Origin of the sequence: Pseudoalteromonas sp. NZS11 (assembly GCF_015864765.1) — a bacterium.
Classification (GTDB): Bacteria; Pseudomonadota; Gammaproteobacteria; order Enterobacterales; family Alteromonadaceae; genus Pseudoalteromonas; species Pseudoalteromonas arctica.
The window spans coordinates 384,808-402,316 of the sequence record NZ_JADYWP010000004.1 but is presented as its reverse complement, the minus strand read 5'-3'; the positions used below and the strand labels follow the sequence as shown (position 1 = coordinate 402,316).

Sequence of the window (17,509 nt, the reverse complement as noted above, 5' to 3'; positions counted from 1 at the left end):
TTCTCCTAGATAGCTATACTCTTACTCATTATTTGATATGCATCTCTGGTTTTATCCAAGTTATGCTTAATAACAAGCGCTGCGTGCAAATTTTCTTCTGTGGTTGGTGGTGGTGAATCGTGTAACTGTGTTGCCAATGCAGCTAAAGGAGCGGCTCCATATAAGGCAGCCGAGTTTTTCAAAACATGCATTATTTCTCTAATTTTTATAATATCTGCATTATTAATTGCCGTATCTAATTGGTTAGCCATAGTAACTAATTCATCGATAAATAAGTTTACTAATCGAGCTAAAACGCTTATTCCAACATCCTTTTCAAGTTGAATTAAAACATTTAGCTCCGTAATACTTTTATCGATAAACTGCTCTGATATAGGCATAGATAACCTTTGTGTAAGTTAAAGCTTCGTACACTAATAAAATGTAAGAATTGTAGTTTAAGAGTAATTTGTTTTTTGCATTTTGCAAATCAAAATGAATATAAACAATTACAGAGCCCAGGTATCAATACTTTTTGTTAATGTTTGCGGCTTATCGAGCAAGTACCCCTGAGCAATATCACAACCAAGTTGTTCTAATATTTGTAATTGCTCATTCTCTTCAATGCCTTCTGCTACAGTTTGTAAGCCCAATCGTTGAGCCATCGCAATAATTGCGCTACATAACGTAAAGTCTTCGTTATTAGTTGCAATACCACTTACAAAACTGCGATCAATTTTTAAACCATCGATATCAAATTGACGAAGTAGACCTAAAGACGCGTACCCAGTGCCAAAATCATCAATCCACACCTTTACGCCTTCTTTATGGAAGTTTTCAAACGCCTTAGCTATTTTATCAGGACTATGAATTAGCGCTGTTTCCGTTAATTCAACTTTAATGGCTTGTGGTGGTATTTGGTGCTTTTCTAGCAAAGCCATTACTTTTGAAAACACATCACCATCTAAAATTTGTACCGGTGAAATATTTAAAGAAACAGCAATATCTGTCATACCAAAATGTCGCATCTGTTTTAAATCAGACAAACATTGCTCAAAAATCCAGTCACCTAATTCTAAAATCATTCCCGATTGCTCTACATGAGGGATAAACTCATCAGGGCCTACAATACCAAAGCGGGGTGATTGGCACCTTACTAGCGATTCAAAGCCGACCAACTTTCCCGTTCCTAATGATACAAGCGGTTGATAAACCATTTTAAAATAATTATTTTGCATTGCATCCGACATGATTCTCTCTAACTCATGCCATCTTGCGAGATTGACTGGGCTTTCTGCTTCTAGGTACTTAAATGCATTCATGTTTTGCTCCGATTTTCACTCTTAGTGACTTATGTAATCAAGAGCAAGTTACAGACCATTTAGAAAGTGAATAAAACAAAAATAAAAACAGCAAATTCAAAAGGTTAAGTTTAGTTATTTGAGTATTTAAATTTTTCTATTTTATTTGCATTTTGCAATTCAATTTGCAATGCACCTAAATTAATAAATAAGAGCTTACTCAAGCCCAAACAGCACAGAGAAACCAGTTAGTAATTGTTGGCTAAAAGTAAGGATTAGTAATTGAAGATGAGTATAAAGAAAGGCTGGATAAAACTAATTTAGTTACGCACAGCTTGAATTAAAAAGCGTACACGTAATTTTAAAGCTAGGGAGAAAAAGTTAAAACGGTGATAGGAAACATAAAAAAAACGCAGGCAACAATAAATAGTTACCTGCGCAAAAGTCTCTAGTTTGAAAGAGTGTCGTTATTTTCGTTTTTAGGGGCTGTTACATGTTGTGCATAGTTAGTATTTTGCGAGTCAAACGTATTACTCATCGACTGTGCATTTTCAACATCAGCTTGTGTAAAAGTAATCGGCTGTATGTCCGTTAACGGCTCTACAGAATCGCTACCGCGCAGAACTGTAATACCTATTACTAAGGTAGCTACAAGCAAAATAGACAAAACCATGATTTCAGGTGTAAGTACCCAATTATTACTTTTAGGTTGTTGTTTGGCTTTTGTATTTGTTTGCATATTGCACCTCTTAAAAATTTAACTAAATTGTCTTGATTTCATATTTAATATGTTGCGAAAGCCGTGCCAACTAAACAAAAACAAACGAAAGATAAAATAAACAACAAAATCAAAGTATTAAAAAAATTAAAAATGTAATTTAGAATCCAAAAACAATTCGTAACGTTGTATTTTTATTTTGAATTGCAATTTGCGAATCAAATTGAAAAACTACAATAAAAACACTCATTAAATACTAAAAAATAAATTTAACTTACTCCTAAAATACTAGGTTAATTTCTTCGTTTATCAAGTTTTATGCAACACAAACCCACTTTTTATATTGCCCTTCATTGCTCAGCTCAGCTTTTCCCACACTTGCACTAAACGAGTAAGCTTTAAATGCTTAGATTCAATAGCCTGCTTTGGTGCATATTTATCAAGCAATAAATAAAGTGTTTCACTTACAATTGGTTTAGCTAAATAATCATTCATCCCCACTTCAATAAATCGCTCTTTATCACCATGAATTGCATTTGCTGTGAGCGCTATTATAGGGGTGACTATACCTAACTTTCTGATTGCTTTAGTTGCAGAGATCCCATCTAGTATTGGCATCTGGATATCCATAAAAATAATATCAAGTTTATTGTTTTTAGCCTTGGTTATTGCCTCCTGCCCATCGCTAGCAACATATACCCGACAACCTTTTTGCTCTAAAAACTGTCTTATTACTATTTGATTATTAGTATTATCTTCAGCAACCAATACATTGGTCCCATTCAACTGAGTTAACCCTGAAGAGCTTTCTAAGGCTTCTTTTTGTTCACGATTAGTAAATATAATATCTAAATGAAATAACTGCTCTTCCAATAAACTAATTGCTCGCGGTACATGCGATACTTTAAAAGGGCCATTTAACCTAAGCTCTCTGTCGTTAAGATTTTGCGGTAATAAGCTTTCACCTAGTAAGTCTAAGATAAGTAAACACGGTGAATTAAGGGAGTTATATGTATTTATACACTCGCGTGTTTGGGCTAGCATTGGAGGATCAGTTAATACAATTGCATCAGGAAAACTATCATACTCAGGGATATCTGGGCATATTTCATAGTGCTCAAAAGCGATAGAAAACCGAGTGAGTGTGTGCTCCAACGCGGTTTTTAAAATTTGGTTATGTCCTACAATCCATACTCTTGGCTTTTTACTTCGTGCTGCAAACCCCTCTCGCAATATTGAGTCGGTTGTGTCTATTTGTAACGGGTAATTAACGATAAACTCACTCCCTTTATTGAGCTCAGAGTTAACCGAAATATCTCCCCCTACTACATCACAAATTTGCTTACATATAGCAAGGCCTAAGCCACTACCACCATGTTTTCGGGTAATTGAATTATCTGATTGAATAAAAGGCATAAACATACTTTCTATTTTATTTTTTGCGATTCCCATTCCAGTGTCTTTTACTGATAAATGAAGATTTAAATTATTGGCTCCAATGTAAGTACATCTAACGGTCACCGTTATTACGCCTTGCTGAGTAAACTTAATCGCATTGGCTAATAAATTAATGGCTATTTGCCTTATACGTGCATGATCACCAATTACTTGAGCGGGGACATCAGGATAAAAATCAAAAACAACCTCAAGCCCTTTTTGCAAAGCGCTTTGGGAAATTATACCTATTGCTTCTTCAATACACGTATCAATACTAAATGGCTGATTATCGAGTGTTATAGCTTGTGCTTCAAAACGCGAATACGTTAATACATCATCCAATACACTCAGTAATGCATCAGAGCTTGTTTTAATCATTTGTGTGTAACGCATTTGCTCAGAAGTTAAACCGGTATGATGCAAAATATCTGCAGAGCCAATAACGGCATTTAATGGCGTGCGAATTTCATGGCTAATATTTGCCATAAATCGGCTTTTAGACTCAGCTAATGTTTCTGCCTGATGTTTAGCTTCAAGCAATATTTGCTCGCTTTCAATACGTTCTTGTATATCAACAAGTGTTGCGGCAATAGATAACAAATCGCTTTCGTAGCCACCCACAATGGGAGTAAGTGTCATTTCAACCCAATTATTTATCCCTTGTGCATTAATCAAACGTATATCAAAGCGACGTATATCACGCTTACCATGTTTATAATCAAGCAAAGTGCTACTAATTTTTTCTACATCTTCTTTTGCTATAAACTTAATTATAGGTAAGCCAAGGCTCTCATCTACATTGCTGTGTAAGACGCGTTGCCATGCTTGATTTATAAATAATAGGTTGCCAAATGTATCAAGGCGTAAAACAATATCAGGAATATTATCTACGACAGAGTGATAGTTATATTCTATCTCTGCCATTGCTTGTTCAGCTTTAACTCGCTGCGTGATATTAGTTTCTATAGCGATAAAGTGCTTTACTTGACCTTCATCATCTCGCACTGGGTTTGCATCAATAGCAACCCAATAAATATTACCGTTTTTATCGTAATTTGTAGTTTCAACTTGAAAAGGAAGTCCATTTTTTACGGCATGAGACATAACCTTACGGCTTTTTTCACATGTTTTTGGCCCTTGCAGTAATTGACCAGGGCTAGTGCCTATAACCTCATCACAGGTGTAACCTGTAAGTACTTCAAAACTATTGTTAACCCACTCAATTACGCCAAATTTATCTGTAATTATTACTAAGTTATTTGTATGGCTCGCAACAAGCGATAAGCGTTTTACATATTTTTGTTGTTGTGTGAGCAATAATTGAGAATCTTTATGACGTTGAATGTCATAGAACGAGCCTATAAAGCCGCTTTTTTCATCATAAACTAACCTTAACTCAAACCAGTTCATGAGCCCGATGCTGCTTTTAATTTGTATTTCTACACTGGGAGCCTGCTTCCCTTCTAGTAAACAACAGCTGTATGCGACAAAATGCATAATATCATCGCAATTCATTAACTTAGTAATATTGGAGCCAATTAATGAATCGGTTGAGTAACCTAACTTCTTCTCCCAAGCTTCATTAATATAAGTAAAATTCAAATGTTTATCACACTCAAAAATACACTCATCTAAAATAGCTAATAGCTTTGCTTGACGTCGATTACTATTGGAAAGTTTTTCAACTAGTGCATATTGGATTTGAACTTGTAGCTCATCATTATTATTCATGATCTCTCCAATACTTTATAAAAGTATTACTCTCACAAACTCGTGCATAAAGAAGGGAAACCTTTTCACGGTAGAATGCTTGTTCAAAAGAAGTGCGTCTCGGTGTGCAGTCACTTAAAATAGTGGCATTAGAACCACGTGCAACAGCAGTGCGCGCAGTTGAATCAATACAGATAGAAGACACAGTACCCGCTAAAATTATATTAGTGGCCCCATGTTTTTTGATGTTTTCGGCTAAACCTATATGTGTAAAAGCATTTAAACTTCTTTTCCCAAATACCACCTCTATAATATTACTAAAAAGGTCTAGCTGCTTAATGGTTTGAGCACCGTACGAACCTGCTTTAAATGCCCCCACCGCAATGACTTTTAATATACCAATCGGATTTTTAAGCTCGCTATAGTTTTGCGTAAAGTGAATGGGTGTATTAATAACTAAAGCAAATTGCTCTGCGCAGAAGGTCAATAAATAGAGTGTATTTTCCCCCACGCCAGTAATTCTTGATGACTCTTCAACCTCGTCATACAAAATGCCTTTTGGCAAAAAGTAATTGTTTTGAAAACCAATTAAAATAGGTGCTGTCTTAGAGAAATCATCCATAACTCTCTCCTTATTAATCAATTTAAGAGGCTAACTGCCAAGGTTTAATAAATTTCTCAAGTACCGCTTTTGTCACTGGCTTCTGTAAATAGTGAGTAATTCCTTTATCAAACAACTCAGCTATTTGCTCATCGCCTGTTAACCCCGTTAAAATAACTTTAGGAGTATTGTTATTAGGTGTATTTTGCCTAACTAATTGCTGCGCCACATCGCTACCAAACATTCCTGGCATACGCTCATCTAAAAGTAGCAAGTCAAATGGTTCATTTTGAGCAAGCGTTAATGCACTGGCACCATTTTCTGCACACGTTACTAAGCAGCCCAGCATTTCAAGCATTACTTTTGTAGCAATTTGGCTCGGTAAGCTGTCGTCTGCTACTAATACCGATAAACGTGTTTGTGTGTGAAATGTTGTTAAAATAGTAATTAAGTCGGTATCAAAAAATGGCCAGCCTAATATTTTTTTAGATAGTTTATGAGCTTGGCTCAGCTCGTAAATGTCGTTAATAGAGCACAACTTTATGTGTGTATTTAAGCTGTCACTATTTAATTTATCAATTAATGCGTTACCACTAAGATGGCGTAAATCCTCTAGCTGTGCAGACTCTCTAAGCGTGCTATTAAATAATTTAAAATTTAAACCAAAACGATCGTGAGTATTAGCTGACATTTTTAAACAGCTTTTGAGTAACGCTTCGCAATCAGTTAAAACGTCTACATTTTGTCTAACATCAAGCGCTAAACTAACAGACTCTTTAGTTGCTAAGAGCCCGTGAAAATCCAACGTGTTTACTTGTTCAGAATCATCAATCTGATAGTGAATACTAACTCCCTGAATATTTGCTTCGAGGTTAAGTAAAAAGCACTGCTTTACTGCTGCTAGCGCCGGAGTAAGAAACGCCTCGCATTGTGCAATCATTTGCTCTGGCGGCATTTGCAAACAAACGTAGTTACATTGCAACTTGTTGATTAAGGTAATAGAGAATTTTTGACTTTGGGTTTCACAATATTTACCTATTACCCCTTGGATAATTTCTAAAACGTGACTATTAATATTCATAAAGCATTCTCGTTAACCCAATGTATAGCTCTACATCATCAAGTTATGTGCCATAAATTAATTCTTGTAAACACACTTGCATTCATAGACTTAAGTATTAGACAAACAGGGCTCTGGTTTTTCATTCGCATTTTGCAAATCATATTGCTATGCATAATATGATTTATGCTTTTATTAGAATGGTGCAATCGATTTTTTTCTCTTTAAATAATTTTCCATTCATTTAAACTGATATTAATCAAATTGAGGAGAAAGCTATGTTAACCGTAATTTTTGGCCGTGAAGGCTGTCCATTTTGTGTTCGTGCGAAAGATGTTGCTGAGCAATTATCAAATGAACGTGATGACTTTAAATTTCGTTACATCGACATAATTAAAGAAGGCATTAGTAAAGCCGACCTTGAAAAGTCAGCGGGTAAGCCTTGCCCTACTGTTCCACAAATTTTTGTAGACCAAAATCACATTGGTGGATTTACAGAATTTGAAGCTTATGCAAAAGAAAACCTAGGCTTGTATAAATAAGCTTTGTATTAAATATGTTAACCAGTTTAATAAACCCTATATTGAGCTGGTTAAATTTCGACCAACATCAAACACATACAAATTAGTTTCAATTTATACAAGCATTTGCCTCGCGAATCCTATATAATGCGCGCCTCTTTAAATTCGTTGAGGCGTATTAATGTCAGAACCAGTCACGTTTGAATCTCTAAATCTTTCTCCTGCAATTTTGAAGGCAGTTGAAGAGTTGGGTTACAAGACACCATCTGAAATCCAAGCTCAATGTATACCGTTATTGCTAGAAAGAAAGGACGTACTGGGACTAGCTCAAACGGGTACAGGTAAAACCGCAGCATTTGCACTGCCATTACTAAATAATATTGACCCGTCTGTGAAACAGCCACAGATCCTTGTACTCACACCAACACGTGAGCTTGCGATCCAAGTTGCTGAGGCATTCGAACAATATGCTAAACATGTTCGTGGTATTGAAGTATTGGCACTATATGGTGGCCAAAGCTACAGTATCCAATTAAGCGCACTTCGTCGTGGCGCTCAGGTTATTGTTGCAACTCCAGGTCGTTTAATCGATCACATTAACCGTGGCACTATCAAGTTTGATGCTCTACAAGCACTTGTACTTGATGAAGCCGATGAAATGTTACGTATGGGCTTTATCGATGATGTAGAAAGCATCATGGAAAAAACACCGCGCGAAAAGCAAACATGTCTTTTCTCTGCGACTATGCCTAAGCAAATTCAAAACATCAGCAGCAAGTATATGAACAATCCTGAACAGGTTCATATTTCTGCGCGTAACTCTACAGTATCATCTGTTGAGCAAGTGTTTTGGAATGCAAGCGTACATAAAAATAAAGCTATTGTTCGCTTCTTAGAAGCTGAACAGTATGAAGGTGCTATTGTTTTCGTACGTACGCGTAACGATACAGTACAACTTGCTGAGTTATTAGAGCGCGAAGGTTTCTCTGCTGCTCCACTTAATGGTGATATGAACCAGCAAGCACGTGAACGCACTGTAGAACGCTTAAAAAGCGGCATGCTAAATGTTGTTATTGCAACAGACGTTGCTGCTCGTGGTCTAGATGTTGACCGCTTAAGCTTAGTTATCAACTACGATATACCACAAGATTCTGAAGCCTACGTTCACCGTATCGGCCGTACAGGTCGTGCTGGTCGTACTGGTAAAGCAATTTTATTCGTAAAACATAACGAACGTTATTTACTTAAAAATATCATTCGTCATACGAAGTCTGAAATTGCACAAGTTGAATTACCAACTGCAAAAATCGTTGAAGAAAAACGTATTGAAGCGTTACAAGCAAAATTAACTATTGCGCTTGAAAACAAAGATATTACATTCTTTAACGAGATAGCTACTAACATGGCTGAAAAACTTGAACTTCCTCTTGAAAGCTTAGCGGGTGCGTTACTGTGTTTAGCACAGCAACAGTCTCCAATTAAAGTTGAAGAAGTTAAGATTCAACCTCGTGAACGTAACGAGCGTAACGATCGCAACCCACGTAGTAACGACCGCAATGATCGCGGTGGTGACCGTGGACGTCGTAACGAACGTGGCGGCGAACGTGGTGGTGAACGCGCTGAGCGTAAACCTCGCGAACGTAACAGCCGTGATGCAGGCCCTATGGATACTTACCGTATCGAAGTAGGTCGTGAACATGGTGTTCAGGTTAAGAACATTGTTGGCGCTATCGCTAACGAAGCTGACATCTCAAGCAAGTTTATTGGTGATATTCGTTTACACGACAATCACAGTACGGTTCAATTACCGCAAAACATGCCTAAAGATGTACTTGATCATTTCCAAAAAGTGTTTATTTGTAAACGTCCTATGGGCTTAACAATTACACAAGATCAAGGCCCTGCTGAGCCACGTGCAGAACGCTCTGAGCGTCCAGCTGGTGACAAAAAGCGCACCTTTAGTAAAGATAAAGACGATAGCCAACGCGGTGATAAGCGTACTGGCCCTCGTAAAGAACGTCGCCCAGTAAGCTTCACAGCTAAATAAGCAACGACTCTTTAATAAAAAAACCTTGCCACGAAAGTGACAAGGTTTTTTTGTGTCTGTAACATGAGAAAACTAGTTAACCTGAACTCTGAATAATAAATCTCTTAACCAGAGTTCATATATGGTCTCCTCCAGTATTGCAAGGTGTCATTCAACGATAGCAGGGACAGGTTTGCTGTCATATATACGGTCTTTTAGTGAAGATTATTACTTCTGACCTTGATGTAATCCGCGCATATTGTCCTGATCAGGTTATCGGTATTTACTACCACTGAACTCTATAGGTTTTCAATATGCAGGTTTGACCTGTTATGTCATCGTTTTAGCCACTTACGCAATTCTTTGAAGAGTATTTATACGGGTGAGTAACTCTCACCTGAAGCGCTAATAGCCCAAGCCATTCTCGCCATCTTGTTGGCATAAGCTACACATGCTCGATTATGCCCTCGAGTTTGAACCAGTCGGTTTATCCATTGACTTAATTTATCATTCTTCGTTTTTGCTCTTGAGACAACAGCTTTTGCTCCTTGGATCAACAGGCACCTTAAGTAGCTATTTCCTCGCTTACTTATCCCAAGTAAAGTATCTTTTCCGCCACTACTGTGTTGACGCGGAACGATACCTAAAGACGCTGAAACATCGCGGCCTCTTTTATAGTTACTGCCATTTCCAACTTCATTGAAATAGGCGCTTGATACCATAGGACCAAATCCAGGTATTGTTTGGATCCGTTGGCAAATATCATTATTTTTTGCTGTTTCAACTATTAATGTACTGTAAGTTTCAATGCAGCTGTCTAAGTTACTCAATTGTGTTTCTAACTGCTTTAGTACCGCTTTAAATGCGCCTGATAATCCGGTATTTTCATCTTCTAAAATTAGGGGGATACTTTTGCGTATTGTGTTTACACCCTGATTTAAAATAATTCCGTATTCAGCAGTTAAGCCTCGGATTTGATTGCATAGTGCCGTTCTTTGTCTGACCGCTAATTCTCTCGCTTTGTGCTGTGCTTGGTTATCTTGTTGCTCAACTGATTTTATACAGACACTCTTAATATGATGTTGCTTTGAAGCAATGCTAATTGCTAAAGCATCGTTATAATCATTTTTATTGCCAACTAAGAAGGCTTTTACATGCTGAAGTGGAATAAGCTTTATCTCATGACCACATTTTCTGATTTCTCGAGCCCAAAAATGAGAAGTTGCACAGGCCTCTAAAGCAACTAAACACGTAGTGTGTTGTTGGAAAAAAGATAACACTTGCGCACGCTTTAACATTTTCTTTTTAACTAAGCGCCCTTGTTCATTGCAGCACACCACATGGAAAAATCTTTTTGCTATATCTAAACCAATTGTTGTAATCTTCATTTTGGTCTTCTCCCTTTGATTATTGTAACCACTTTAATCATGGCACATAGATGCCGTATAGGGAGGAGACCATTACATCAGGTTAGTTAGAGGAAAAATTCAGAAGCTCGCTATTAAAATGGCTGCCGTAATAGGAATAAGCAGCTGTATTACTTTCAGGGAGAGATGTAAATAAATGAAACTTTTAACAAGCCAAATAACCCGAATGGTAGCCCTACTTCATAATAAAGGTTTTTTTCACATATACCTATATGCTGGATTATCGCCCAGCGGTTGTGATTGGCGCTATATAATTGGTCACACTAAAGATGGGAAGTGGCCAACTAACGATCTAATTACTTATGGTAGCATCAACTCTAGCAGCAAACTGACATGGTCTGAGAAGAATACAACTGAAGATTTATGCAATGACTTTATTAACTACTTCAAACTTGAAAAATATTCTCCTACAAAAGAGCAACTTCAATACATAGATTGGTACTCAACTGTTGTTAACTCACTAGCTGAGGATGAAGCAGTCATTTTTTATGCAGACTACCAAGCTAGTCATCAACATTTACTAAATAATGCGCCAAGCTTTGTAAAAAGATAATATTTTTGACAGTAAGGATCACTGATATGAAAAAATTATATGAATACCTACCAATCATAGCGCTACTAAGCCCTCTTATTTTATTCATGGCTATTCCAATTGTAATAGACTTTACAGACCCTCCATTTATTGCAAATAAAAAATATGACATTACTATTTTTTGGATTATCCCTATTATTTCAGGTGCACTATTTATCTATTTGAATATGCTTGTATTCAAAAAATATAAGCAATGCAGTAAATATAGAGAATCATTTAAGCATAATATTTCAGGAATAAAGAACCTAGCTTCATTTAATTTAGGCTATTTGGCAGCTCCATTTTTAATATACGCAATATTTTATATCTATTTAGCCCTTCCAATAAAGCTGTTTGCTTATTTCACTGAAAGTGATTATTGGTATAAAGAATATATCCTGACAGACGTTGAAGAGTGCGGCAGTGATTATGAAAATAGTTGTACACGTTTATCTTTTTTAGATCCTAAAACAAAGCAAATACACGAGCTTCGGTGGTATGAAGAGAAATCATCCATTATCAATAGTAAAGGGCACTATGTTTATGTAATCGGTGAAGCTAGCTATTTTGGTTATATTGTCAGAGGGCTAGAATGATAGCCTTCATTGGCTTACAAAGTTAAAGCTTATAAAAAAGCCCTGTCATTTTCGTGGCAGGGCTAATATAAGCTCTTAATATTTATACTTTATTAAGGCGCTAGCGCCGGGTAAACATAGCTGGCATCAAGCCCTAGTGGAATACCAAGTGCCCAGTAACCTAATAAAAAGATACTCCAGCCAATCATAAAGGCGATTGAGTACGGTAGCATAATAGCAATTAAAGTACCTATACCTGTGCCTTTCACATACTTTTGACAGTACACCACCACTAATGGGAAATAAGGCATTAACGGTGTAATAATATTAGAACTTGAGTCACCTACACGATAAGCGGCTTGAGTTAAGTCTGGCGAAATGCCAAGTTGCATTAACATCGGTACAAAAATAGGGCCAAGTAACGCCCATTTTGCTGAACTTGAACCTACAAACAAGTTAACAAAGCCAGTTAAAAAGATAATGCCCACAACCGTTACTGCACTTGGCAATTCCATTGCCTTTAATAACTGCGCACCTTCGATTGCGAGTAATGCACCTAAATTTGATTTACTAAATGCAGCAATAAATAGCGAACAAAAAAACGCCATAACGATATAATATGCCATGCCGCTCATCGCTTTACTCATTGCATCAATCATATCTTTTGAAGTTTTAAAGGTACCTACCGTAAAACCATATACTGTGCCAGGTAGCCAAAAAAGTAAAAATATTAGTGGTACAATTGATTGCATTAAAGGAGAGCTAAAATTAGTAAGGGATCCGTCACTACTGCGCATTGCAGAATCGTCTGGAGCAGAGACAAATGCTAATAACGCAAGTCCTGCAATCATCACGGTACTGGCTATATAAAAGGCACGTTTTTCATCACTACGTGCATCTTCAAATACAGGTAAATCCTCTTTAGCACCATCAACTGCTGTTTTTTGTAAACGTGGTTCAATAATTTTATCGGTAATGTACCAGCCTAATGCCACAATAAATAAGCTAGATGCTGAAGCAAATGCCCAGTTATTTAACGGGTTAATTGTTATTGCAGGATTAATTATTTGCGCCGCACTTTGGGTAAAGCTTTGTAGTAATGGATCAATCCCTGATGGAATAAAGTTAGCCCCAAAACCACCACTGACTCCTGCAAATGCAGCTGCAATACCCGCAAGCGGATGGCGTCCTGCAGCATAAAATATAACACCGGCAAGTGGAATAACTAATACATAACCTGCGTCAGTAGCGGTATGGCTCACAATAGCCACTAAAATGATTGAAGGCGTTAATAGCTTTTTAGGAGTAACTTTAAGCATTAACTTAAGACCGGTATTAATAAAGCCCGAATGCTCTGCAACACCGACACCTAACATAGCTACTAAAACGACACCTAAGGGAGCAAAGCCAGTAAAGGTTTTTACCATAGAGGATAAAAAAGTAGCGAGCGAATCACTTGCCAGCATATTATTAATAATAATCGCTTCACCGGTACGTGGGTCTATTGCATCAAAGCTTACACCTGAAAACCACCACGACAAAAACCAAATTAATAACATTGCAAACAGAAATATTACGGCTGGATCTGGAAGCTTATTGCCAACCCGCTCAACAAAATTTAAAAAACGCGCAACAACCCCTGAAGGTAAAGCGTCTTGATTATTATTCATTTTTATTGTTCCTAAAATTTATTTTTAGTAACAATATCGCATAAAAACAAAACAGTAAATTAACATAAAAATCTGCTTTAAAAGTTTTGGACACAAAAAAACACGATAGTGATAAACAAATCGTGTTTTTTGTATCACTTACTTTTAAGCGAGGGCTTTAACTTCTTCCCACAAGCGTGCAACTAATGTCTTGTCTTCTTCGTTAAGCTCGCCGTTGCGATATGCTTTAACTAAGCTTTGCTCTACAGTTTCGTTTAGTTCATCTATACTGATTGTCAGCTTTTCTACTTCGGCATAACCAACTGCAAGATCAAAATGACCTCGTAAATAGCCGCCTGCAAATAACTCATCGTCAGTTGCTTTTATTACTAAATCATCGAAGTACTGCTGGGCTGCATCGATATAGTTCACTAAACTCATTTATTAATCTCCTGGTTTTGCAAAGCACCTGTATTTTCAAGGTTTTGGTGCCCTACTGCATACATAATATGGTCATTAAATCCGGTGGTTACTTTAATATAACCCGTTAATTCATCATCTAATTCGCCATCGCCGGTGTCACAAATAAGGGGGCGGCTATTAAGCGCTTGTAGTTTTGTTTTTGTTGCTACTACAATAATGTTTTCTTTGCCAATTGCACGTATAAGCGCAGGGCTCAATTGCTGATTACCACGGCCAAATATATGCCCTTGCCCGCCAATGAGCGTAATGACTAACTTAGTACTTTGATCATGAGTAAGCTCAAGTAATTGCTTAGCCGTTAAATCTTGAGCAACTAAGGTTTGATCTTTTATTAAATCAACGCCAAGCAACGTATTCTCAAGTCCCATTTCTTCCATTATGGCCTCAACCGTTGAGCCGCTACCCATTATATAAAATGTGTCTTCATCCATTTGCGATACAACATGCGCAGCAATGTCGGCAAGTACGAGTTCGTCGGTTTCTTTGCCGCCATTTTTAACCGCTTGCATATAGCGTACTTCGCTAGGTGTTTGCATTTCGCCGTAGCGCTTTGCTTTTACTGTGCCTTGTCTAAAGGCATCTTCATCTATATCCATTACATCTGCATCAGCTAAGGTAACTAACTCCCCCTTAACCAGCATTTCGACTACGCGCCCTGCAGCTTTTGGTGTAATAGCGTATACACCAGAATGAATTTTACAGCCTGCAGGAATACCAAGTACCGGAACGGTATCCTCTATTGCATGGCAAATATTACGCGCTGTACCATCGCCTCCAGCAAATAAAACTAAATCAACACCTGAGTCTTTAAGTACTTTTGCTGCTTGTTCTGTGTCATCTGGGGTTGTTATTACTGCAGAGTTGTATACAACCTCTACATTAAAGCCCAAGGCTTTTGCTGTTTGCTCACCCATGTCACCGTTAACGGTGTAAATGATTAAGCGTTCTTTATAAGGCAATAGCACTTCAAGCGCTGCTTTTGTGCGGCTATTTGCTTTGGGTTCTGCACCTAATTCGATTGCTTTAGCGGCTGTGTGCGCGCCATCACTACCTTTTAAAGCAACTGTGCCGCCTAAACCCGCTACTGGGTTTACAATTAAACCTAATTTAAACGCCATTACAAAGCTCCTTCGGATGTTGCCAATTAAATTGCTGCGCTGTTAATGGCCACTGTGTATTATAAAAATCAGAGAGTGCTTTTAAAAGTGACTCTGTACGAGAGTTAAAGCCATTTTCGATTAACGATAATACGCGTGCATGTACTCGCTGCTGAAAATCAAACCGACATGTTTGCTCGCCGTTTAAGTTATCCACCGACACATTAAAATTAAACCCTGCTGCGGTGCTTAATAACCACTCTATAGCCTGAGGCTTTACTTCTACGTTTTCAAACTCAGCTTGTTTTTGTTTGTCGCGCCCATCAGGACAATACCAATAGCCGTAATCTTCTAATAAACGACGTTCATCGCCTGCAACCAACCAGTGTGCAACCTCATGTAATGCACTAGCATAAAAACCATGCGCAAATACAACTTGGTGATATGGCACGTGCTCTGTTGCTGGTAAATACACAGGTTCAAAATCGCCTTTTATCAGACATGTATTATGACTTTGATAAAAAGTGCGTTCAAAAATTGAAATTAGATCAGCTATTTGATGCATAAAATTAGGCTAATTTTTCTCGGTTGCAGCGCTATTTTGCGCAGTAAAAACGAGACGAATTGTACGGGCTTTTACAACTAAAGTAAAAATAAGGCGTGATAGTAAAATATAAGCGGACTAATCTTTCACTTTATTGATATTTTTAATAATACCTAAACAGTAAAGAGTATTACCAAGTTCTTTACGCTGTGTTTTTTCACCTGAGGTTTTATTGGCTAAGCTAGTTAACATATCGTACCGTTTACGTAGAGTTAGTATATATCTGGCATGTCTACGGCATTCAAAGCAATGAGTACAGTGTGAATCGACCCAAAATCTTAATGTTTCAAACCAATATTGCTGCTCTTGAGCAAAAAAAATAAATGCCTTAGAGCAAGTCCCGCACTTCTCTTCAATATCAACATAAAGTGCCCGAGGATAAATGGCATAGTTTTGCTTTTTTATATCAGCCAATATTACCGTATTAGGGAAGTATTTAAGGCTCGAGTAACGCCAGTGCGCATTCTCTATCGCCTCTATTGTCACTGGGGTATTGGTAGTTATTGGTGTATTGCCATACCTTGGGTGATTTAGATACATGAGCTGCCTAGTTTAAACTTATGATTTTAAGGCATAAAACATGCCATATAAAAAACAATAATTATACAGGCGTTCCTGCTTCATCACACTCTACTATGTCGGTTTCGGTTAATGCCTGAGTGATCCATACTTGCAATACTGGGCAACGCATAACAAAGTCACAATATTGCTGCGCCTCTGGCGATAACGTAATTTGATAGGTTTTTAAGCGCAGTACAACAGGCGCATACATGGCATCAGCAATACTAAAGTCACCAAAAAACCACTCATTTGGAAACACATCTTGTTGCTGTGCAAATATCTCGTCTATACGGGCTATGTCTTTTAGTGCTTCGCTCGATAGGTCTACTTTACGGGTTGCTCTTATATTCATTGGCATTTCGCTGCGCAGTGCCATAAAGCCTGAATGCATTTCAGCGCTTAGTGCACGCGCTTTAGCTCTTTGGGTAATATATTTTGGCCATGCAGCGCCTGATAAGTAAGCATCGTTAATATATTCACAAATTGCTAGCGAATCCCATACCTGTAAATCGCCATCAATTAACGCTGGGACTTTTTGCAAAGCAAAGGTCTTTTTTAGTTCATTGTAAAAGTCGGGGGTGTCGAGTACCAGCTGGGTTTCACTAAACTCAACATCAAATTTACTCATTAAATACCATGCGCGTAATGACCAGCTAGAGTAGTTTTTATTACCGATAAATAATTGCATATTGTAGATACCAAAGTGAATAGACGTTCCTACCTTACTAGGTGATTTAACAACCAACAACATTTTGTTTAAAGTCTCTTTGCTAACGGTTACTTAAAGCTATTAATTACTCACTCAACTGCTTGTTTAAATGCTTTTTTAATAGTTGTGTATTACGCGTGTTAGCTTTAAAAAAGGCATCAAAAATATCACCAAAAAATGGCACTAAACCGCCCACAAAGTCTATGAGCATATTGATAATCATCTTAGTTTTTATACGTTTACTCACACCTAAACGCTGGGCTTCTATCAGCACATAACTTGATAAAATTAGCCCTGCGGCATCACCTATAACGGGAATTAAACCAATCACAGCCTCCAACCCTATATTAAATTTAGTAAAAGGAATGCCAATGCTGCTATCAGTTAACTTACTGAATCGCTCTAAGCGGGCTATTGCAGCTTGGGCTTTTATTTGTGAGTGTTCATTAATATTATCGTTCATGATTACTACCCTCCTTC

18 protein-coding genes are annotated in these 17,509 nt (G+C 37.5%); 4 read left to right on the top strand and 14 right to left on the bottom strand.

What is annotated here, in order from left to right:
* Positions 1 to 5: 5 nt before the first annotated feature.
* From I6E82_RS11370 to I6E82_RS11345, 6 genes are all read right to left on the bottom strand, one after another.
* Positions 6 to 380 (bottom strand): Hpt domain-containing protein, encoded by a 375-nt coding sequence (locus I6E82_RS11370; RefSeq protein WP_101216632.1) that lies wholly within the window; start codon positions 378 to 380, stop codon positions 6 to 8.
* A gap of 108 nt (positions 381 to 488) precedes the next feature.
* The gene (locus I6E82_RS11365) at positions 489 to 1,301 is read right to left on the bottom strand and encodes a putative bifunctional diguanylate cyclase/phosphodiesterase (RefSeq protein WP_139016253.1); all 813 of its coding nucleotides are present in this window, start codon (positions 1,299 to 1,301) and stop codon (positions 489 to 491) included.
* Positions 1,302 to 1,728: 427 nt separating this feature from the next.
* Entirely contained in the window at positions 1,729 to 2,019 is a 291-nt protein-coding gene (locus tag I6E82_RS11360; RefSeq protein WP_007585474.1) for a hypothetical protein, read from the bottom strand.
* Between the two features lie 336 nt (positions 2,020 to 2,355).
* Positions 2,356 to 5,166: a PAS domain-containing hybrid sensor histidine kinase/response regulator gene (locus tag I6E82_RS11355; RefSeq protein WP_197117954.1), complete on the bottom strand. Its 2,811-nt coding sequence runs from the start codon at positions 5,164 to 5,166 to the stop codon at positions 2,356 to 2,358.
* Positions 5,159 to 5,767, bottom strand: coding sequence for a cysteine hydrolase family protein (locus I6E82_RS11350; RefSeq protein ID WP_197117952.1), 609 nt, complete (start codon positions 5,765 to 5,767; stop codon positions 5,159 to 5,161). Before I6E82_RS11350 ends, I6E82_RS11355 begins: the two co-directional genes overlap by 8 nt.
* 22 nt (positions 5,768 to 5,789) lie before the next feature.
* Positions 5,790 to 6,827 carry a response regulator gene (locus I6E82_RS11345; RefSeq protein ID WP_165721375.1) on the bottom strand — a complete coding sequence of 346 codons (1,038 nt, stop codon included), beginning with the start codon at positions 6,825 to 6,827 and terminating at the stop codon, positions 5,790 to 5,792.
* A 257-nt stretch (positions 6,828 to 7,084) separates the two neighbouring features.
* Between I6E82_RS11345 and I6E82_RS11340 the strand changes: the two genes are divergently transcribed.
* Both I6E82_RS11340 and I6E82_RS11335 read left to right on the top strand, forming a co-directional pair.
* Positions 7,085 to 7,348, top strand: a complete 264-nt coding sequence (locus tag I6E82_RS11340) for a GrxA family glutaredoxin (protein ID WP_007585470.1) — start codon at positions 7,085 to 7,087, stop codon at positions 7,346 to 7,348.
* Positions 7,349 to 7,508: 160 nt separating this feature from the next.
* Positions 7,509 to 9,374, top strand: coding sequence for a DEAD/DEAH box helicase (locus tag I6E82_RS11335; RefSeq protein ID WP_007585469.1), 1,866 nt, complete (start codon positions 7,509 to 7,511; stop codon positions 9,372 to 9,374).
* Between the two features lie 353 nt (positions 9,375 to 9,727).
* Here I6E82_RS11335 and I6E82_RS11330 read toward each other — a convergent pair whose 3' ends face one another.
* A complete protein-coding gene (locus tag I6E82_RS11330) occupies positions 9,728 to 10,741 on the bottom strand; it encodes an IS110 family transposase (RefSeq protein WP_197117950.1) in 1,014 nt (337 codons plus the stop codon).
* Between the two features lie 175 nt (positions 10,742 to 10,916).
* Here I6E82_RS11330 and I6E82_RS11325 point away from each other — a divergent pair, with 175 nt between their 5' ends.
* Together I6E82_RS11325 and I6E82_RS11320 are read left to right on the top strand one after the other, a co-directional pair.
* A complete protein-coding gene (locus I6E82_RS11325) occupies positions 10,917 to 11,333 on the top strand; it encodes a hypothetical protein (protein ID WP_197117948.1) in 417 nt (138 codons plus the stop codon).
* A gap of 26 nt (positions 11,334 to 11,359) precedes the next feature.
* Positions 11,360 to 11,947 carry a hypothetical protein gene (locus I6E82_RS11320; RefSeq protein ID WP_197117946.1) on the top strand — a complete coding sequence of 196 codons (588 nt, stop codon included), beginning with the start codon at positions 11,360 to 11,362 and terminating at the stop codon, positions 11,945 to 11,947.
* A 92-nt stretch (positions 11,948 to 12,039) separates the two neighbouring features.
* Here I6E82_RS11320 and I6E82_RS11315 read toward each other — a convergent pair whose 3' ends face one another.
* The 7 genes from I6E82_RS11315 to I6E82_RS11285 form a co-directional block, all read right to left on the bottom strand.
* Complete coding sequence (locus I6E82_RS11315) at positions 12,040 to 13,596, bottom strand: AbgT family transporter (protein ID WP_197117944.1); 1,557 nt, start codon at positions 13,594 to 13,596, stop codon at positions 12,040 to 12,042.
* Positions 13,597 to 13,740: 144 nt separating this feature from the next.
* Complete coding sequence (locus I6E82_RS11310; protein ID WP_002962183.1) at positions 13,741 to 14,016, bottom strand: YfcL family protein; 276 nt, start codon at positions 14,014 to 14,016, stop codon at positions 13,741 to 13,743.
* Positions 14,013 to 15,176: an ATP-NAD kinase family protein gene (locus I6E82_RS11305; protein ID WP_197117942.1), complete on the bottom strand. Its 1,164-nt coding sequence runs from the start codon at positions 15,174 to 15,176 to the stop codon at positions 14,013 to 14,015. The genes I6E82_RS11310 and I6E82_RS11305 overlap by 4 nt, the downstream gene beginning before the upstream one ends.
* Positions 15,166 to 15,720 (bottom strand): elongation factor P hydroxylase, encoded by a 555-nt coding sequence (locus tag I6E82_RS11300; RefSeq protein ID WP_010554670.1) that lies wholly within the window; start codon positions 15,718 to 15,720, stop codon positions 15,166 to 15,168. Before I6E82_RS11300 ends, I6E82_RS11305 begins: the two co-directional genes overlap by 11 nt.
* 117 nt (positions 15,721 to 15,837) lie before the next feature.
* Complete coding sequence (locus tag I6E82_RS11295) at positions 15,838 to 16,299, bottom strand: zinc-ribbon domain containing protein (RefSeq protein WP_010554668.1); 462 nt, start codon at positions 16,297 to 16,299, stop codon at positions 15,838 to 15,840.
* A 61-nt stretch (positions 16,300 to 16,360) separates the two neighbouring features.
* On the bottom strand, positions 16,361 to 17,008 hold the full coding sequence (locus I6E82_RS11290; RefSeq protein WP_197117940.1) for a glutathione S-transferase family protein: 648 nt from the start codon (positions 17,006 to 17,008) through the stop codon (positions 16,361 to 16,363).
* Positions 17,009 to 17,114: 106 nt separating this feature from the next.
* Positions 17,115 to 17,492 carry a DUF4112 domain-containing protein gene (locus I6E82_RS11285; RefSeq protein WP_024591638.1) on the bottom strand — a complete coding sequence of 126 codons (378 nt, stop codon included), beginning with the start codon at positions 17,490 to 17,492 and terminating at the stop codon, positions 17,115 to 17,117.
* Positions 17,493 to 17,509: the final 17 nt, after the last annotated feature.

Coding starts and splice junctions, on each gene's coding strand:
- I6E82_RS11370 (WP_101216632.1), bottom strand. CDS start 380: ATGCCTATATCAGAGCAGTTTATCGATAAAAGTATTACGGAGCTAAAT.
- I6E82_RS11365 (WP_139016253.1), bottom strand. CDS start 1,301: ATGAATGCATTTAAGTACCTAGAAGCAGAAAGCCCAGTCAATCTCGCA.
- I6E82_RS11360 (WP_007585474.1), bottom strand. CDS start 2,019: ATGCAAACAAATACAAAAGCCAAACAACAACCTAAAAGTAATAATTGG.
- I6E82_RS11355 (WP_197117954.1), bottom strand. CDS start 5,166: ATGAATAATAATGATGAGCTACAAGTTCAAATCCAATATGCACTAGTT.
- I6E82_RS11350 (WP_197117952.1), bottom strand. CDS start 5,767: ATGGATGATTTCTCTAAGACAGCACCTATTTTAATTGGTTTTCAAAAC.
- I6E82_RS11345 (WP_165721375.1), bottom strand. CDS start 6,827: ATGAATATTAATAGTCACGTTTTAGAAATTATCCAAGGGGTAATAGGT.
- I6E82_RS11340 (WP_007585470.1), top strand. CDS start 7,085: ATGTTAACCGTAATTTTTGGCCGTGAAGGCTGTCCATTTTGTGTTCGT.
- I6E82_RS11335 (WP_007585469.1), top strand. CDS start 7,509: ATGTCAGAACCAGTCACGTTTGAATCTCTAAATCTTTCTCCTGCAATT.
- I6E82_RS11330 (WP_197117950.1), bottom strand. CDS start 10,741: ATGAAGATTACAACAATTGGTTTAGATATAGCAAAAAGATTTTTCCAT.
- I6E82_RS11325 (WP_197117948.1), top strand. CDS start 10,917: ATGAAACTTTTAACAAGCCAAATAACCCGAATGGTAGCCCTACTTCAT.
- I6E82_RS11320 (WP_197117946.1), top strand. CDS start 11,360: ATGAAAAAATTATATGAATACCTACCAATCATAGCGCTACTAAGCCCT.
- I6E82_RS11315 (WP_197117944.1), bottom strand. CDS start 13,596: ATGAATAATAATCAAGACGCTTTACCTTCAGGGGTTGTTGCGCGTTTT.
- I6E82_RS11310 (WP_002962183.1), bottom strand. CDS start 14,016: ATGAGTTTAGTGAACTATATCGATGCAGCCCAGCAGTACTTCGATGAT.
- I6E82_RS11305 (WP_197117942.1), bottom strand. CDS start 15,176: ATGGCGTTTAAATTAGGTTTAATTGTAAACCCAGTAGCGGGTTTAGGC.
- I6E82_RS11300 (WP_010554670.1), bottom strand. CDS start 15,720: ATGCATCAAATAGCTGATCTAATTTCAATTTTTGAACGCACTTTTTAT.
- I6E82_RS11295 (WP_010554668.1), bottom strand. CDS start 16,299: ATGTATCTAAATCACCCAAGGTATGGCAATACACCAATAACTACCAAT.
- I6E82_RS11290 (WP_197117940.1), bottom strand. CDS start 17,008: ATGCAATTATTTATCGGTAATAAAAACTACTCTAGCTGGTCATTACGC.
- I6E82_RS11285 (WP_024591638.1), bottom strand. CDS start 17,492: ATGAACGATAATATTAATGAACACTCACAAATAAAAGCCCAAGCTGCA.